Source organism: Bradyrhizobium sp. BRP56 (assembly GCF_020194035.1).
In the GTDB taxonomy this organism is placed as follows: domain Bacteria; phylum Pseudomonadota; class Alphaproteobacteria; order Rhizobiales; family Xanthobacteraceae; genus Bradyrhizobium; species Bradyrhizobium australafricanum.
This window is the reverse complement of sequence record NZ_JADYVV010000055.1, coordinates 1-16,365: the sequence shown is the minus strand read 5'-3', so window position 1 is coordinate 16,365 and position 16,365 is coordinate 1. Positions and strand designations below refer to the sequence as shown.

Annotated in this window: 16 protein-coding genes; 6 read left to right on the top strand and 10 right to left on the bottom strand. The window is 65.5% G+C overall.

What is annotated here, in order from left to right; all coding sequences use genetic code 11:
- Positions 1-602: 602 nt before the first annotated feature.
- From I6F38_RS31040 to maiA, 3 genes are read right to left on the bottom strand one after another with little or no spacing between them, the layout of a single operon-like run.
- A complete protein-coding gene (locus I6F38_RS31040) occupies positions 603-1,787 on the bottom strand; it encodes a 3-hydroxybenzoate 6-monooxygenase (protein ID WP_225163086.1) in 1,185 nt (394 codons plus the stop codon).
- A complete protein-coding gene (locus I6F38_RS31035) occupies positions 1,787-2,299 on the bottom strand; it encodes a MarR family transcriptional regulator (protein WP_092083193.1) in 513 nt (170 codons plus the stop codon). Before I6F38_RS31035 ends, I6F38_RS31040 begins: the two co-directional genes overlap by 1 nt.
- On the bottom strand, positions 2,289-2,921 hold the full coding sequence (gene maiA, locus I6F38_RS31030) for a maleylacetoacetate isomerase (RefSeq protein WP_225163085.1): 633 nt from the start codon (positions 2,919-2,921) through the stop codon (positions 2,289-2,291). Before maiA ends, I6F38_RS31035 begins: the two co-directional genes overlap by 11 nt.
- A gap of 158 nt (positions 2,922-3,079) precedes the next feature.
- Between maiA and gtdA the strand changes: the two genes are divergently transcribed.
- The gene (gtdA, locus tag I6F38_RS31025; RefSeq protein WP_225163084.1) at positions 3,080-4,120 is read left to right on the top strand and encodes a gentisate 1,2-dioxygenase; all 1,041 of its coding nucleotides are present in this window, start codon (positions 3,080-3,082) and stop codon (positions 4,118-4,120) included.
- A 186-nt stretch (positions 4,121-4,306) separates the two neighbouring features.
- On the opposite strand, the gene I6F38_RS31020 is transcribed toward gtdA, so the two are convergent.
- From I6F38_RS31020 to I6F38_RS31005, 4 genes are all read right to left on the bottom strand, one after another.
- Positions 4,307-5,134, bottom strand: a complete 828-nt coding sequence (locus I6F38_RS31020; protein ID WP_225163083.1) for an ABC transporter permease — start codon at positions 5,132-5,134, stop codon at positions 4,307-4,309.
- Positions 5,127-5,900 (bottom strand): ABC transporter ATP-binding protein, encoded by a 774-nt coding sequence (locus I6F38_RS31015; protein WP_225163082.1) that lies wholly within the window; start codon positions 5,898-5,900, stop codon positions 5,127-5,129. Before I6F38_RS31015 ends, I6F38_RS31020 begins: the two co-directional genes overlap by 8 nt.
- Positions 5,901-6,058: 158 nt before the next feature.
- Positions 6,059-7,063 (bottom strand): ABC transporter substrate-binding protein, encoded by a 1,005-nt coding sequence (locus I6F38_RS31010; RefSeq protein ID WP_225163081.1) that lies wholly within the window; start codon positions 7,061-7,063, stop codon positions 6,059-6,061.
- A gap of 12 nt (positions 7,064-7,075) precedes the next feature.
- Complete coding sequence (locus tag I6F38_RS31005) at positions 7,076-8,437, bottom strand: FAD-dependent oxidoreductase (RefSeq protein WP_225163115.1); 1,362 nt, start codon at positions 8,435-8,437, stop codon at positions 7,076-7,078.
- A gap of 114 nt (positions 8,438-8,551) precedes the next feature.
- Between I6F38_RS31005 and I6F38_RS31000 the strand changes: the two genes are divergently transcribed.
- Together I6F38_RS31000 and I6F38_RS30995 are read left to right on the top strand one after the other, a co-directional pair.
- A complete protein-coding gene (locus I6F38_RS31000) occupies positions 8,552-9,436 on the top strand; it encodes a LysR family transcriptional regulator (protein ID WP_225163080.1) in 885 nt (294 codons plus the stop codon).
- 62 nt (positions 9,437-9,498) lie between these two features.
- The gene (locus I6F38_RS30995) at positions 9,499-9,762 is read left to right on the top strand and encodes a type VI secretion protein (protein ID WP_225163079.1); all 264 of its coding nucleotides are present in this window, start codon (positions 9,499-9,501) and stop codon (positions 9,760-9,762) included.
- A 2-nt stretch (positions 9,763-9,764) separates the two neighbouring features.
- Here the strand turns inward: I6F38_RS30995 and I6F38_RS30990 are convergent, their stop codons facing one another.
- On the bottom strand, positions 9,765-10,562 hold the full coding sequence (locus I6F38_RS30990; RefSeq protein ID WP_225163078.1) for an enoyl-CoA hydratase-related protein: 798 nt from the start codon (positions 10,560-10,562) through the stop codon (positions 9,765-9,767).
- 178 nt (positions 10,563-10,740) lie between these two features.
- Between I6F38_RS30990 and I6F38_RS30985 the strand changes: the two genes are divergently transcribed.
- Both I6F38_RS30985 and I6F38_RS30980 read left to right on the top strand, forming a co-directional pair.
- On the top strand, positions 10,741-11,715 hold the full coding sequence (locus I6F38_RS30985) for a 2-dehydropantoate 2-reductase (RefSeq protein WP_225163077.1): 975 nt from the start codon (positions 10,741-10,743) through the stop codon (positions 11,713-11,715).
- A 40-nt stretch (positions 11,716-11,755) separates the two neighbouring features.
- Complete coding sequence (locus tag I6F38_RS30980) at positions 11,756-12,535, top strand: SDR family oxidoreductase (RefSeq protein ID WP_225163076.1); 780 nt, start codon at positions 11,756-11,758, stop codon at positions 12,533-12,535.
- Between the two features lie 99 nt (positions 12,536-12,634).
- Here I6F38_RS30980 and I6F38_RS30975 read toward each other — a convergent pair whose 3' ends face one another.
- Entirely contained in the window at positions 12,635-13,369 is a 735-nt protein-coding gene (locus I6F38_RS30975; RefSeq protein ID WP_225163075.1) for an aspartate/glutamate racemase family protein, read from the bottom strand.
- Positions 13,370-13,474: 105 nt separating this feature from the next.
- Positions 13,475-14,155, bottom strand: a complete 681-nt coding sequence (locus I6F38_RS30970) for an alpha/beta family hydrolase (protein WP_225163074.1) — start codon at positions 14,153-14,155, stop codon at positions 13,475-13,477.
- 263 nt (positions 14,156-14,418) lie between these two features.
- On the opposite strand from I6F38_RS30970, the gene I6F38_RS30965 reads away from it, so the two are divergent.
- Complete coding sequence (locus I6F38_RS30965) at positions 14,419-16,254, top strand: cytochrome c (protein WP_225163073.1); 1,836 nt, start codon at positions 14,419-14,421, stop codon at positions 16,252-16,254.
- Positions 16,255-16,365 lie beyond the last annotated feature (111 nt).

Sequence of the window (16,365 nt, the reverse complement as noted above, 5' to 3'; positions counted from 1 at the left end):
ATAGGTCCCGGATCGCGCTTCGCTTGTCCGGGACGACGAGCATTAGCTGCCCGCCATCCAGCCACACATTCGATGTCGTCCCGGCGAAGGCCGGGACCCGTAACCACAAATGTGTGTGGCACGAAGGCTGGGGCTCCAGCCTGCCATAACAACAGCCTTCGGTGGTTATGGGTCCCGGATCGCGCTCGCTACGCTCGCTTGTCCGGGACGACGAGCATCAGCTGCCCCGCCATCCAGCCACACATTCAGTGTCGTCCCGGCGAAAGCCGGGACCCATAACCACAAATGCTTGTGGCGCGAGGGCTGGAGCCCCAGCCTGCCACAACAACAGCCATCGGTGGTTATGGGTCCCGGATCGCGCTCGCTACGCTCGCTTGTCCGGGACGACGAGCAATAGCTGCCCCGCCATACAGCCACACATTCAACGTCGTCCCGGCGAAGGCCGGGACCCATAACCACAAATATTTGCGGCGCAAAGGCTGGGGCCCCAGCCTGCCATCACAACAGCCTTCGGTGGTTATGGGTCCCGGATCGCGCTTCGCTTGTCCGGGACGACGACGGAGAATGCGGCGAGCACGCCGCGTGTATCGACTGCCGGGCAGTTACGCCTTCAGCCCCGTCCCGCCATACAGCCAGGCGATGTCATCGCACCACTGATCCTGCGACTTCGCGCTCATGATCGCGTTGCGGATGCGGGCGTGCTCGCCTGAGGGATGGTAGACGTGTTCGCCGATCGCGCGTGACATCAGCTGCACGCGCGCGGTGCGCGGGAAGCGTTGCGCGCTGTAGGCTTCGAGCGCCGCTGTCTGGTCATCGTGACTGGCCAGCATGTGCGACAGGCAGACCGCGTCCTCCATCGCCTGGCAGGCGCCCTGCGCGAAATATTGCAGCATCGGATGCGCGGCGTCGCCGAGCAGCACCACGCGGCCGTCGATCCACTGCGCGTTCGGATCGCGGTCGCACAACACCCAGAGCTTCCAGTTGGTGCCGTGGCGGATGATGTTCTGCGCCCGCTCATGGACGTGGGTAAAACCCTTCATCACCTCGGCTTCGGACACCGGCTTGCCGGCGACCGGCTCCGGCGCATTGTTGTGATAGGTGACGACGAGGTTGAACACCTTCCAGCCCGACAACGGGTAATGCACGATGTGGCATTTCGGGCCGGCCCACAGCGTCGCCGCGTTCCAGCGCAAATCCTCCGGCATCTGCTCGGTCGGGATCACCGAGCGATAGGTGGTGTGGCCGGAGACGCGCGGCGGGCCGTCCGACGTGACCTGCTTGCGGATGTTCGACCACAAGCCATCGGCGCCGATCAGGAGGCGGCCGGCAATCCGCTCGCCATCGGCGAGCTTCGCCGTCACGGACGAGCCGTCCTGCTCGTAGCCTGTCACCTCGCTGGACACGCGCAGTTCGATCAGCTCGTGATTCTGGCAGGCGCGCAGGAATACGCCGTGCAGATCGCCGCGATGCACCACGGCATAGGGATTTCCGAACCGCGCGCGAAAGGCATCGCCGAGATCGATATGGGTGATCTCGTCGGCGGTCAGCGCATCCATCAGCCGGAGCTGATCGATATAGACGGCCATGTTGCGCGCGGCCTCGCCGACGCCGAGATAGTCGAAGGCGTGGAACGCGTTCGGGCCGAGCTGGATGCCGGCGCCGATCTCGCCGAGCGCGGCGGCCTTCTCCAGCAGGATCGAGCGGATGCCTTTTTGCGCAAGGCCCAGCGCCACGGCGAGGCCGCCGATGCCGCCGCCCGCAATCAGGACAGGTCTCGTCTCCGCCATCAGCCCGACCTCCCGAGATGTTCGAGCGCGTCCTCGGCGCGCAGCGGCACCCGCGACGCCTCGTTGTTGAGGTCGACGAGCTGGGTCAACAACGCCAGCAACGTCTTGCGATCGGCCGGCTTCAGCGGCTGCAGCATCCGCGCCTGCGCCTTGTCGACCGAAGGCATGATATCGCTCAGCACCGCCGCGCCGGCCTTGGTAAGATAGAGCAGCTTGACCCGCTTGTCCTCGGGCGCCGGCTTGCGCACGATGAACTCCTTGGCCTGCAGCCGTTCGATCACATTGCCGAGCGTGGAACGGTCGAACGCGATCACCGCCGAGAGCCTCGTGGCGTCGATGCCGGGATGGGTCGAGATCGTGACCAGCGCGGCGTATTGCACCGGCGTCAGGTCGAACGCCTTGCACTCCTCGATGAACAGTGCGACCGCGATCTGCTGCATCCGCCGAAACAGGTAGCCGGGCGCGGTATAGACCGCGTCCATCGTGACGGGCGCTGGTTTGTTATTCGGCATCGGGTTGCTTGTCCGGGGCGGCGTCGGCGAACGCCTTGATTTGCTTTGCCGCGGCCTCGGCCTTGAGCAAGCGCGGATAGGCCGAGACGTCGACGCCGAAGCGCCGCGCATTGGCGAGCTGCGGCACCAGGCAGAGATCGGCCAGTGTCGGCGCATCGCCAAAGCAGAACGGGCCGGACTCCGCCGCGATCAGGGTCTCGCAGGCCGACAGTCCCTCGCGATTGGCCCAGGCCGCCCATTCCGTCACCTGCTCCTCGGGCAGGGCGAGCTGACGCAGCCGCGCCAGCACCTTCAAATTCTGCACCGGATGCGTGTCACAGGCGATCGCCTGCGCAAACGCCCGCACCTTTGCGCGCCGCAGCGGATCCTTCGGCAAGAGCGGCGGGTTGGGATTGGTCTCGTCGAGCCATTCGATGATCGCGAGCGACTGGGTGAGGATCGCGCCGGCGTCGCTCTCCAGGGTCGGTACCAGCCCCTGCGGATTGATCGCGAGATAGGCCGGCGCGCACTGCTCGCCCTTGCGCAGGTGATGCGGCAGATGCTCGGACGTGAGCCCCTTCAGGTTGAGGGCGATCCGGACCCGGTAGGACGCGCTGCTCCGGAAATAGCCATGCAGCTTCATCGGAACCTCCCTTGCATTGTTCTGGTTTGACGCGTTTTCTTTGCGCGAACCGGTAGCCACTTCGCTCGAAAACGCCATGGCTTACTTCATTGACGCTAGCCATATTGTCAGTATACTGTCAATTAAATTGCACCGACAAGAATGATGGGAGGCTTGCCATGGAAGCCGTGCAGAAGACCCCGGAGCGCGAGGCATTCTACAAGAAGATCGACGGCCAGAACCTCTCGGCGCTGTGGAACGTGATGAACGATCTGATCACGCCGGAGCCGAAAAGCGCCTGCCGTCCTCACTTGTGGAAGTTCGACCAGATCCGCGACTACATGAACGAGGCCGGCAAGCTGATCACGGCCAAGGAGGCCGAGCGCCGCGTGCTGGTGCTGGAAAATCCCGGCCTGCGCGGCCAGTCCAAGATCACGACCTCGCTGTTCGCCGGCGTGCAGATGGTGGTGCCGGGCGACATCGCCCCCGCCCATCGCCATGCCCAATCGGCGCTGCGCTTCGTGCTCGAGGGCAAGGGCGCCTTCACCGCCGTCGACGGCGAGCGCACCGCGATGTCGCCGGGCGACTTCGTCATCACGCCGTCGATGACCTGGCACGACCATTCCAACGAAACCAATGAGCCGATGTTCTGGCTCGACGGGCTCGACATCCCGATGGTGCAGTTCTTCGACTGCTCGTTTGCCGAAGGCGCCAAGGAGGACCAGCAGTCGATCTCCAAGCCGGCCGGCGCGAGCTTCGCGCGCTACGGCCACAATCTGCTGCCGATCGACCAGAAGCGAACCTCGAAGACCTCGCCGATCTTCAACTATCCCTATGAATACACCCGCGAGGCGCTCGAGAAGGCCAAGGTCAGCGACGAGTGGGACGCCTGCCACGGGCTGAAGCTGAAATTCTCCAACCCCGAGACCGGCGATTTCGCGATGCCGACCATCGGCACCTTCATCCAGCTGCTGCCGAAGGGTTTCAAGACCGCGCGCTATCGCGCAACCGATGCGACCGTGTTCGCCGCGATCGAGGGCAAGGGCCGCGCGCGGGTCGGCGACCAGACCTTCGAATGGGGACCGCGCGATTTGTTCGTGGTGCCGAGCTGGCACTGGGTCACCCACGAGGCCGATGCCGACTCCGTGCTGTTCTCGTTCTCCGACCGCCCGGTGCAGCAGAAGCTCGACCTGTTCCGCGAGGACAGGGGCAACGCGTAACGATCGTCTGCGCAAGGCACGCAGCGCCCACCTCACGTCGTCCCGGCGAAAGCCGGGACCCATTACCACCAATCTCGATTGGTTGAACGCGTTGGGGCCCCAGCCTTTTCTAACAACGGCATCCTGTGGTTATGGGTCCCGGCCTTCGCCGGGACGACGGCGGATGTTGCGGCAGCAGCGCGCCCCTTACCGCCAGTGCAGCAGGCGTGTCTCCAGCAAATTGATCAGCTTCCCCACCGCAAGCCCGAACAGCGACAGGATCACGACGCCGGCGAGCAGCTGATCGGTCTGCATCAGATTGCCGGCCTGCAGCACGAAGGCGCCGATGCCGTATTGCGCGCCGATCATCTCGGCGCTGACGACGAGCAGCAGCGCCACCGACGCGGTGATGCGGAAGCCGGCGAGGATGGAGGGCAGCGCGCCGGGCCAGATCACGCGGCGCACGATGGCGTGGAACGGCACGTTGAAGCTCTGCGCCATCCGGATCAGATTGCGCGGCACCGCATCGACGCCGCTATAGACCGAGATCGCGGTCGAGAAGAACACGCCAAGCGCAATGGTCGCGATCTTCGGCTCCTCGCCGATCCCGAGCCACAGAATGAGCAACGGCAGCAGCGCGATCTTCGGGATCGGAAACAGCGCCGAGATGAAGGTGATGCCGACGCCGCGCGCCATGGTCGACAGCCCGATCGCGAAGCCGACCACGACGCCGGCGGCCGTGCCGATGAGCCAGCCGGTGCCGATCCGCATAATGGACCACGACAAGTGCTGCCACAACGCGCCCGACATCGCGAGCCTATAGATCGCGACCGCGATCGCCGACGGCGCCGGCAGGAACAGCGGATTGACCAACCCCGCGCTGCCGGCGAGCTGCCAGAGCGCGATCACAAGCGCGAGCGCGATCCAGCCGGCATGGCGGCTGCCGCCAGGCGTGAAGCCGGCGCCGCGAAACGCGACTGGGCGCGTCGCCTCCGCCGACTGGTCTTTCGCTTGCTGCGGCGCGCGGTCAAGCATGCTGGACCTCGCGCTCGGCGTCGATCGCCTCGTTGCGGATCAGCGACCACAGCTCGCTTTGCAGCGCAGCCATCGGGCCGCGCGCATCCGTCGTGCCCCGCTCGGCGCGCGTCATCGGGATGGTCACGATTTCCCGGATCCGGCCAGGGCGGCGCGACAGCACCACGACGCGGTCGGCGAGCCGCACCGCTTCCTCGAGATTATGCGTGACATAGACCGCGCCCATCGCGCCGTCGGCGAGCAGACGCACGAAATCCTCCATCAGGAGCTCGCGGGTCTGCGAATCCAGCGCCGACAGCGGCTCGTCCATCAGCAGGATCGCGGGGCGAACCGCGAGCGCGCGCGCAATGCCGACGCGCTGGCGCATGCCGCCGGACAGTTGCTTCGGATAGGCCGCGCGAAAATCCGACAGCCCGGTGCGGCGCAGCGCATCGTCGATCACGGCGCGGCGCTCGCCGGCACTCAAGCCCGTATGCAGCAGCGGAAACGCGACATTCTCCTCGACCGTATTCCACGGCAGTAGCGCAAAATCCTGGAACACGAAGGTCAGCGGATTGAGGCTATCAGCCGGCGCCGCCCCGCGCAGCTCGGCCGCGCCTCCAGCCGGCCGCAGCAGGCCGCCAAGAATGGAAAGCAGCGTGCTCTTGCCGCAGCCGGACGGACCGACGATCGCGACAATCTCGCCGGCCCGGACCGTGAAGGAGACATCGTCGAGCACGTCGAGTGCGCCGAAGCGATGGCTGATATGGTCGGCGATCAGGTCCATCTACTGGCTCACTCCTTGATCCGTCATCCTGAGGAGCGCGCCCTTGCGCGCGTCGCGAAGGATGAACGGCCGGCCACTATCGGGGCCGTCGATCCTTCGAGACGCCGCTTCGCGGCTCCTCAGGATGACGGGGATAGAGTGGTGTCTGCGGTCTAACATCAATCCGCCTTCACATAATCCTTCGCGATGATCGCATTGGCGTCAAAGCCCTTGTCCACAAAGCCCTGCCCCTGCAGCCATTTGATCTGGTTGTCGAGATTCTTCACGTCGAGCTTGCCGTCGGGATCTATATAGGCGCAATTGCCGACCACCTGCGCGACCGGCAGGTTGGTGTATTTGGCGATGATCTCGAGCAGCGGCCTGGTCTTGTCGTTGATCGGCGCCACGCCGTCCTTGATCGCAGTCAGGATCACGTCGTGATATTCGTGGTCAGCACGGGTGAGTGCGGTGAGCAGCCTGGTCACCAGCGGTGCATTGGTCAGCGCCTTCGGCGACGCGAAGATGGCCCCCAGCTGCCACGGCGTCTCGTCGCCGACCCAGCCGAGCAATTTCGCGCCGTTGGAATCCATCAGCGTCCGCGCGGTCGAGACCGGCAGCAGCGCGGCGTCGACGGTTTCGCCCTTCAGCGCCGCGGCCGCGTTCGACAGCGACTGCAGCGGCACCACCTTCACCTCGGACAGCTTGAAGCCGTATTTGTCGGCGAGCAGGCCGAGCGAATAATGGAAGCTGGAGCCGACCTGGGTCACCGCGACGCGCTTGCCCGCCAGATCCTTCGGCGTCTTGAGGCCGGCGGCGTAGGCGTTGTTGCTGGCGAAATAGCCGATCAGGGGATAGCCGGCCTTCTCGCGGCTCATGCCGCCGATCACCTTCAGCGTGCCCTTGCCGGCGAGATTGTAGAGGCCGGCGGTGACGGCGGTGATGCCGAAATCGACATCGCCCGACGCGGTCGCGACCGCGATCGGCTGCGCCGCGTCGAAGAATTTGAGCTCGACGTCGAGACCGGCGTCGCGGAAATAGCCCTTGTCCTGCGCGATGAACACCGGCGCCGAGGACGACAGCCGCAGCACACCGATCTTCGCCTTCAGGAGATCGTCGGCCCGCGCGATGCCGCTCGCGGCCCACACCAGCATGCCCGCGACTGCGAGCCGCGCCCAACCCTTCATTCCGTCCTCCGCCTAGATTCCTTCGGGCACGGCCTGATCACGGCCGATGAACGCACCCTGTGTGCCGAGCTGTTGTTGCAACTTTTCGACGGAAATGTCGCGCGGAATCGTATTGCCCGACAGCGCGAGCGCGGCCGCGGTTCCCGCCGCCTCGCCCATCACAAAACAGGCACCGGAGACGCGCGCCGCCGATTGCCCCTCATGGGTCATCGAGGCGCAGCGGCCGGCGACCAGCAGATTGTCGACGCCCTCCGGTACCAGCATGCGGTACGGCAACTCGTTGTAGCCGCGGCTCTCCGGGATCGGCGGAAACTCGAAGATCACATCACCCGGCACATGGGATTCCTTCGGCCAACCATTGACGCCGATCGAATCCTCGAACGAGGCGCAGCCCAGCACGTCCTCGCCTGACAGCATGTATCCGCCGATCACGCGCCGCGTCTCGCGGATGCCGAGCTGCGGCGGCAGATCGACGATGTAGGAATTCTCGAAGCCGGGCACCGTGCGCAGGAACTTGAACGCTTCGACCGCCTGGCGGCGGCCCTCGATCTCGCCGCGCGTCATGTCATCAGGATCGATGCCGGAAATGGCGCCGCCATCACTTCGCGTCACCTGGGTGAAATTCACCCGCCATTCGATCTGCGATTTCTGCGGCCGCACGATCGCCGACTTGCGCGGGAACGTGTGGGTACCGGCGGCCTCGGCCTGCGCCATCAGCTCCGGGATGGTGCGCCACGCATCGCCGGCCTTCGCCGGATCGATGCCGTTGAGGCGGAACATCATCGAGGGATAGAGCATGCCGCCCTTGTTGTCGCCGACCTCATGCGGCGCGCCCGCCCACACCGCGAGATCGCCGTCGCCGGAGCAATCGATGAAGATGCTGGCGCGCACCGCCTGACGCCCGGCCTTGGTTTCGACCATCAGCGCACGGATGTGCGAGCCATCCATGACGACGCCGGCGCCGAGCGCGTGGAACAGAATGTCGACCTTGTGATGTGCGAGCAGATCGTCGGCTGCGATCTTGTAGGCCGCGGTGTCGTAGGCCTGCGCGAGGATCTTGCCGAGGATCAGATGCGGCGCGTTCAGCCCGCCGAGCCGGTCGATCCGCGTCAGCAGGTCGGAGGCGATGCCCTGCACCACGCGGTGCATCTCGCCGAAGACGTTGGCGTGCAGCCCGCAGAAATTGGTCACGCCGGCCGCGGTGCCCATGCCGCCGAGAAATCCGTAACGCTCGATCAGGAGCGTCCGCCGTCCGGCACGTGCGGCGCCGACCGCTGCCGCGATGCCGGCCGGTCCGCCGCCAAGCACCACCACGTCATATTCGCCATAGACCGGGACCTGCCGCGCAGGTTCTTCGATCGTGCTCGCTCGCATCATTTCCGCCCTGAACAAAGTTGATTGGGCCAACTATGAATTGATGCGGATTGCAGTACAATCCACCAAATTATGTAATCAGCTTTCGCGAATCGAGAAAGGCGAGCAAGGCAGATGGATACGCTGGTCAATCTCGAAGCCTTCCTCGCCACCGCCGATGCCGGCGGCTTTTCCGCCGCGGCGCGCAAGCTCAATATCGCGACATCCGTCGTCGCCAAGCGCGTGACCCAGCTCGAGGAGCGGATCGGCACCGCGCTGTTCCACCGCTCGACCCGCCAGTTGCGGCTGACCGAGGCCGGGCAGCAATATGTGCATCGCGCCCGCGGCGTGGTTGCCGATGTCGGCGATCTCCTGTCGCGGATGGGCGAGAAGCAGCGCGACCTCTCCGATCATCTGCGCGTCAAGGCGCCGACTTCGCTGACGGTGGCGCGGCTTGCCGATGCCTTCACGATCTTCCAGAAGCAGAACACAAGCGTGAAGCTCGAGATCGTGATGATCGATCGTCCGGTCGATCCGGTGACCGAAGGTTTTGATATCGCGATCGGCGCCTTCCCGCACTCCTTTGGCGGCGTGGTTGACGAGCCCTTGTGCCGGCTGCCGCGCCTTGTGTGCGCCTCACCGGCCTATCTGAAGAAGCACGGCATGCCGAAGCATCCGCGCGACCTGGTCGATCATCGCTGCCTCAGCTTCCTGCCGACCGGACCGGAATGGCCGTTCGAGGGACCGCGCGGCCGCATCAATATCCAGGTCCGCCCGATTCTCTCTTCGAACGAAGGCCGCGTGCTGACGCAAAGCGCGATCGCCGGCAACGGCATCGCGCTGCTCTCGCATTATCTGGTCGCGGACGCGCTGCGCGCCGGCGCGTTGCAACCGGTACTCACCGACTTTCCGATCCCCGAATTGTGGGTCAAGGCCGCCGTTCCCGAGCGCCGCATCGATGCCGCCGCGGTGCAGGCGCTGCTGAAGACATTGAAAAAAACGCTGTCGCAGCCGCTGTGATGCGACGCCGGCCTTGCCGGTCGCATGCCGAGCTGAGACAAGGACGCGAAAGGATCGCCCGCTTGAAACTCCTGATCTCAATGTCGTTTGGTCTCATCATCGTCGCTGGGCCCGCGGCGGCGATCGAGGCCTGCCGCTTCATTGAGGCGAGGGCGGAGCGCGAGGCCTGCTACCATCGGCAAGAGCAGGAACTTGCGGCGAAGCGCAAGCCCGAGCCGCCGGTGACGCGGTCGAGCGAATCGAAGACGTTCGATCAGCTGCAGCAGATGCGCCGCGACGACGAAGAGGTCTATCGCAGCATGCGCGGCATCTGCCGCGGCTGCTGAGCTTACGCGCGGCCGCCCCACCGGCCGGCGCGCTTCTCGGCGAAGGATGCAAGCCCCTCGGCTGCCTCGGCGGTCTGGCGCTTGGCCGAATGCAGATGAACGAGGCGCTTGTAGGCCTCGTCGTCCACCGCCATGCCGCCGAACGAGCTTTCCATCGCGAGCTTCTTGGTCTCGGCCATCGCATCCGGCGCGTTGCCGAGCAGCTGCTCGACGACCTTGGCGCCGGCGCTGTCGAGATCGGCCAGCGGCACCACCTCATGGACAAGGCCGATGCGGCGGGCATCCTCGGCGCCGAACCGTTCGCCGGTCAGCGCATAGCGGCGCACCTGGCGGACGCCGATCGCGTCACAGAGCTGCGGGATGATGATCGCCGCGGTCAGGCCCCAGCGCACCTCGGTGATCGAGAACAGCGCATTGTCGGCCGCGATCACGATGTCGCAGGCCGAGATCACGCCGGTGCCGCCGCCGAAGCAGCCGCCCTGCACCAGCGCGACGGTCGGGACCGGCAGCGTGTTGAGACGCTGCACCGCCTCGAAGGTGGCGCGCGACGCCGCCTCGTTCTCCTCGAACGATTTCGGCCGCACGCCGTTGATCCATTTCAAATCGGCGCCGGCCTGGAAATGCTTGCCGTTGCCGTTCAGCACGACGACGCGCACCGGCTTGGTCGAGAGATCGTCGATCGCGGCCAGCACGCCCGCAATCAGCGCGCCGTCATAGGCATTGTTGACCTCGGGACGATTCAGCGTGACGGTCGCGACACCCCGCGCATCGAGGCTCCACAGGACTGGGCTGGCCGACATGACGTTGCTCCCTCGTTCGGCATTGCTGTTATCTTGTACTGGCCTTGCACTATGGCGAGAGCGGATGCCTTGATCCATCACTTTCGAGCGCGCGCGACCGCGCCCCGCGCATGACGGGTTGCGCGATGCCCCGCGCTTGTGGAAACTGACGGGCACGTTACGGAGAATTGTTCCACTCATGCGTATCTGCATTTTCGGCGCGGGCGCCATAGGCAGCCACTTCGCGGTCCGGCTCGCGCGCGCCGGTCTCGATGTGGCGTGCGTGATGCGCGGGCCGCATCTCGACGCGGTCAGGACCAGCGGACTGACGCTGAAGGTCGGCGATAGCAGCCTCATCGCGAAGGTGAAGGCCTCAGCCGATCCTGCCGATCTGGGGCCGCAGGACATCGTCATCAGCACACTGAAGGCGACCGGCATCGGCGCGCTCGCAACCGGGCTCCCGCCGCTGCTTCAGCGCGACACATCAATCGTGTTCGCGCAGAACGGCATTCCCTGGTGGTACGATCTCGGCCTGCCGCCGCAGCATCCCGCGATCCCCGATCTCGGCTTCCTCGATCCCGGCGGGCATTTGCGCAGCGTCATCCCGAAGGAGCGGATCATCGGCGGCGTGATCTTCTCCTCCAACGAGGTGGTCGCGCCTGGCGTCGTCGCGAACCTGTCGCCGGACCGCAACCGCCTCCTGATCGGTGAATGCGACGACCGCCAGAGCGAGCGCATCGCCAGTCTGCGCGCGGCGCTCAACGACGCCGCGATCGAATCGCCTGAGGTCAAGCAGATCCGCGAGACGATCTGGTCGAAGCTGTTGACCAACATGTCGATGTCGGTGCTCTGCCTGTTGACCGGGCTGACCGCGCGTGGCGTCCGCGACGATCCTGACATGCAGGACGTGATCCCGCGCCTGCTCGACGAGGCCAATGCAGTGGCGACACACTATATTCCCGAGGTCAAGCGCGTCACCCGCTCAGGGCCGGCGCCGGACCACAAGCCGTCGATCCTGCAGGACTACGAACTCGGGCGCGCCATGGAGATCGATGTGCTGGTGCGCGCACCGGCGACATTTGCTCGCGCGGCCGCCATTTCGACCCCAATGCTCGACCTGATGGCCGCGCTCGCGATCCAGAAGGCGCGTGACAAGGGCCTGTATCAGGGCTGACAATCCGACCCACCACGATAACAAGCAGGGACATCGAACCATGCAAGTCAAGGACAAGGTCTGCGTCGTCACCGGCGGCGCGAGCGGGATCGGCGAGGCGGTGGCGCGGGCCTATGCGGACGCCGGTGCTCGCGGCGTCGTGGTCGCCGATCTCAAGACCTCGCGCGACAGGCTCGCCAGCGTCGCCGGCGATATCGACGGCCTCGCGGTCACCGCCGATGTCGGGCTCGAGGAGGACATCAAGGCGTTGATCGCCGCCGCCGAGGACAAATATGGCCCAGTCGACGTGTTCTTCTCCAATGCCGGGCTCTCGCGCAAGGGACAGGAGACCGCGTCCGATGCCGACTGGGATGTGAGCTGGCGCGTGCATGTCATGAGCCACGTGTTCGCGGCGCGCGCGCTGGTGCCCGGCATGCTCGCGCGCGGCTCCGGCTATCTCATCAACACCGCATCCGCCGCGGGGCTGTTGGCCTCGCTGAACTCGATGCCTTACGGCGTGACCAAGAATGCCGCGGTCGCGCTCGCCGAACATCTCGCCATCCAGTATGGCGATCGCGGCATCCGCGTCTCCGTGCTCTGTCCGCAGTCGGTGCAGACGGGCATGACGACGCCGGGCCCGAGTGCCGCGCGCGTCGACGGCGTGCTGCAGCCGGGCGAGGTCGCGCGGATGGTGATCGAGGCGATGGCGGAAGAACGTTTCCTGATTCTGTCGCATCCGCAGGTGCAGGAATACATGCAGCGCAAGGCCACCAATCGCGAGCGCTGGCTGTCCGGCATGCGCCGCCTGCGCGACCGGATCTATGGCGGGGTGGCGTCATAAAAACTTCATCCGTCATTGCGAGGAGCGATAGCGACGAAGCAATCCACGCTTCCGCAAGTTGAGAGATGGATTGCTTCGCTTCGCTCGCAATGACGGAGCTTACTCATTTGAAGCCGGTACGAATCCCTTGAGCATACCGTGGTACTTTTTCGCCGCGGGCGACGCATAAGCACCGCGACGCGACGTCGTGAGCTTGAGGCCGGCAAGCGCTTCCGCCTGCTTCACCGCAGCGGCCACGCCGTCGACCACGGGCACGCCGAATTTCACCGACAGCTCATGGGCAAGATCGGCCATGCCGGCGCAGCCGAGCACGATGGCGTCCGCGCCCTTGTCCAGCGCGCGGGCGATCTCGGCCTCCAGCTTGGCCTTGGCGCCCGAGCCCGGCTTCTCGAGATCGAGCACCGCGACATCGCACGCAGTAACCACCGCGCGGTCGGCAAAGCCGTAGCGGCGGACCAGTTCCTCCAGCGGGACGATCGAGCGCGGCAGCGTGGTGACGATGCCGATGCGCTTGGCGATCTGCCCGGCGGTGACCAACGCCGCCTCGCAGATGCCGACCACCGGATAGCGGGCCGCCGACCGCGCGGCATCGAGCCCGGTATCGTCGAAGCAGGCGATGATGCCGGCATCGGCATCGGGCGTCTTCAGCAGCGCCTCGATCAGCCCGGGAACGGCGAAGGCCTCGTCATAGAAGCCTTCGATCGAGGCCGGTCCCATCGCAGACGTGACGGCGACGATCTCGGTGCCCGGTGCGGCCACCGCCCGCGCGGCGGTCGTGATGGTCGCGGTCATCGACGCGGTGGTGTTGGGATTGACGATCAGGATCCTGGTCATGGGTGGAGATTAGTAGCCCGGATGGAGCGAAGCGCAATCCGGAACGGTGTCACAGGGCGGAAGGGCCTGTCCCGGATTTCGCTTCGCTGCATCCGGGCTACAAGACTACGAATGCTCCGCCACCCAGCCCGCGAAGGCATCGAGCACCTCGGCCATCACCTCGTGGTCGTCGCGGCCGGAGCGCTTGAGGACATGGAAGGAGTGGTCCGCCTCCTGCACCAGATGCAGCGTCGCGCGATGACCCAGCCCCTTCACCACGGGCTCGAGCAGATCGAGCTCGGCCAGCGCATCGCGCGTGCCCTGCAGGAACAGCATCGGGACCTTGACCTCGGCGAGATGCTTGGCCCGCTCGCTCGACGGCTTGCCGGCGGGATGCAGCGGAAAGCCGAGAAACACCAGCCCGCGCACGCCGGCGAGCGGCGCCTTGGCCTGTGCCTGCGAGGTCATGCGTCCGCCGAACGACTTGCCGCCGGCGAACAGCGGCAGTTCGCCGCAATGACGCGCGGCCTCCGCCACCGCGGCACGCACCGTTGCCTGCGCGACGGCGGGCGGATCGGGCCGCTTGCTGCCCTTGTCCATGTAGGGAAACTGATAGCGCAAGGTCGCGATGCCGCGCTCCGCCAGGCCCTCCGCAATCGCGGCCATCGAGGGATGCGTCATGCCGGCGCCGGCGCCATGGGCAAACACATAGGCGCTACGGGCCTGCGCCGGCCGCAGCAGCAGCGCGGACACCGCGCCGTCGTCCGAGACGTTGATCGAAAGCGGTTGTGCGGCTGACGCGTTCAAGATGACATCTCGAAGAATTGTTGCTCCGTTACTTCTAGTCGCAGGCCTCGATGCGCGCAAATGCCGCCACGGAGGGAACACTGCAAGTGAACTGGCTCACAGCCAGCCAACGTTTCCTTTGCAACATTTCCGTTGTTAGACCAAGCGCCGCCACTGTAGGATGGCGCACACAGCATCACACGCTTAACGCGAACTCGTTTTTCGGCGAATTTTAACATCTCATCCATATCACGCGCGGGTACCGCGAATTGGGGGAACGGGGCATGCCTCGCAAGACGATATTCGTCATCGGACTGTTGATTGTCGCCGGCGTGCTCTATTTCAAGGACGATATCGAGACGGTCGCGAGCGGCTTCCGCGTCAAGGTCGTCGACTACCAGCCGCCGGCAAAGACGGTGTGGCTGGATCAGAATGTCAGCGCGGAGCGGCTGCGCTGGTTCTATCACGCCGACCAGGGCACACGGACGTTCGGCATTCCCCATGAATGGTTCATGGCGCTGGAGCAGCCGACGGTCTGGCCGCTGTTCACCGCGGCGCCGCGACTCAGCGAGACCAATTATCTCGGCCGCTTCGGCTTTATTCCCGACACGGTGATTCCGGGCAAACCCGATGCGCTGCCGATCGGCTTTGCGCAGGGTGGCCCGATGGCCGATGCCAACGGCGCGCCGTGGCGCAACCCGCACAGCAAGGCCGACATGACCGGCGTCGGCCTGACCTGCGCCGCCTGCCACACCGGCAGCTTCAACTATCGCGGCACCGAGATCGTGATCGACGGCGGACCGGCCAACACCAATCTGTTCGAATTCCAGAAGAGCGTCGGCGTCTCGCTGCTGCTGACGCGGTTCTGGCCGGGGCGCTTCTCGCGTTTTGCCGACGAGATCCTCGGCAAGGATGCCAGCCTCGACGAGCGCATGGCGCTACGCGGCCAGCTCGACCTCGTGCTGAAGCAATACGCCAACATCAATTCGCTGGAGAACAAGGTCGCCGCCAACAGCGTCGAGGAAGGCTATGCGCGGCTCGACGCGCTGAACCGGATCGGCAACCAGGTGTTCTCGATCGACCTGAACAATCCGAACAACTATGCCTCGCATTCGGCGCCGGTGCATTTCCCGCGGATCTGGAACGCACCGTGGTTCAGCTGGGTGCAATATGACGGCTCGATTATGCAGCCGATGGTGCGCAACGCCGGCGAGGCGCTCGGCGTCAGCGCCGAGCTCAACCTGCTCGACGAGTCCAAGGGGCTTTACAGATCGAGCGCGCGGATCGACGTGCTGCACGAGATGGAGCGGATGATCGCCGGCGAGCCGCCCAGCGAGGACAAGGGTTTTGGCGGACTTGCTTCGCCGAAATGGCCGGAGAACATCCTGCCGCCAATCAACATGGACCTCGCAAAGAAGGGCGGCGAACTCTACAAGACGCATTGCCAGGGCTGTCACGGCCCGGCGATCGACAGCAAGGCGCTGCCCGCGAGCGAAGCCTTTGCGCTGTTCAAGGACAAGAAGCGCTGGACCAGGAACGAGGCCGGCCAGCCGCTGCTCGATGTCGAGATGATTCCGATCAGCCATATCGGCACCGACAGCGCGCAGGCCGAGGGCCTCGCGCACCGCACCGTCGAGACGCCGGCCAATCTGAACATCAAGGACGGCAGTTTCGGTCCTGCGCTCGGCGATCTCGTCGAGAAGACCGTCGACTATTGGTACGACCAGAACAAGACCCCGCCGGAAGATCGCAAGCGCATCAACGGCTACCGGCCGAACGAGATCCAGGCGCCGCTCGCCTACAAGGTTCGGCCGCTCAACGGCATCTGGGCGACCCCGCCCTATCTGCACAACGGCTCGGTCCCGACTATCTACGCACTGCTGTCGCCGGTGAAGGATCGTCCCGCAACCTTCTATCTCGGCAGCCGGGAGTATGATCCGAAGGATCTCGGCTATGCCTGGAAGGACAAGATCAAGAACGCCTTCATGCTCGACACCACCAAGCGCGGCAACGGCAATTCCGGCCACGAATTCTCCAACGAGAAGCGCACCGGCGTGATCGGGCCGGAGCTGAAGGAAGACGAACGCCGCGCCCTGATCGAGTTCATCAAGACGCTGTAGGTCCCGAGGGGACTGCGCCGCCTCTCCCGCTTGCGGGGGAGGCCGACGCGCGCTGCGCGCGCGGCGGGTGGGGGCTCTCTCCACGATGCGACTCGTGAGAGAGCCCCCACC